1 pseudogene is annotated in these 478 nt (G+C 63.4%); it reads left to right on the top strand.

Annotated features, from left to right (window positions below):
- Positions 1 to 444, top strand: a pseudogene (locus ACU8YC_RS26705) (electron transfer flavoprotein subunit alpha/FixB family protein); the annotation flags it as partial.
- Positions 445 to 478: the final 34 nt, after the last annotated feature.

Raw genomic sequence — 478 nt, 5'->3', positions numbered from 1 at the left:
GTGGTGGTGATCCCCGTAGATTTCGCACAGGAGATGGCGCGAACAAACTACGTCGCGCCGATCAAGGTGATCACCGTGCGTTCGACCGGTTTCGATGCCGTGAACGCCACTGGTGGCTCGGCTGCGGTTGAGCAGATCTCCGGTACGGGCGATGCGGGCAAGTCCGCGTTCGTCGGCGAAGAGCTGGCCAAGTCCGACCGTCCCGAACTGACCGCTGCCAAGATCGTCGTTTCCGGCGGCCGCGGCATGCAGAACGGTGACAACTTCAAGCACCTGTACTCGCTGGCCGACAAACTCGGCGCTGCGGTCGGTGCATCCCGCGCCGCCGTCGATGCCGGCTTCGTGCCAAATGACATGCAGGTCGGCCAGACCGGCAAGATCGTCGCACCGCAGCTGTACATCGCCGTCGGTATCTCCGGTGCCATCCAGCACCTGGCCGGCATGTAGGACTCCAAGGTGATCGTCGCGATCAACAAGG

It is taken from the genome of Citrobacter sp. VF227 (genome assembly GCF_052950715.1).
Note: the sequence above shows the minus strand (reverse complement) of the source record. Positions and strands in the feature narration are given on the sequence as shown.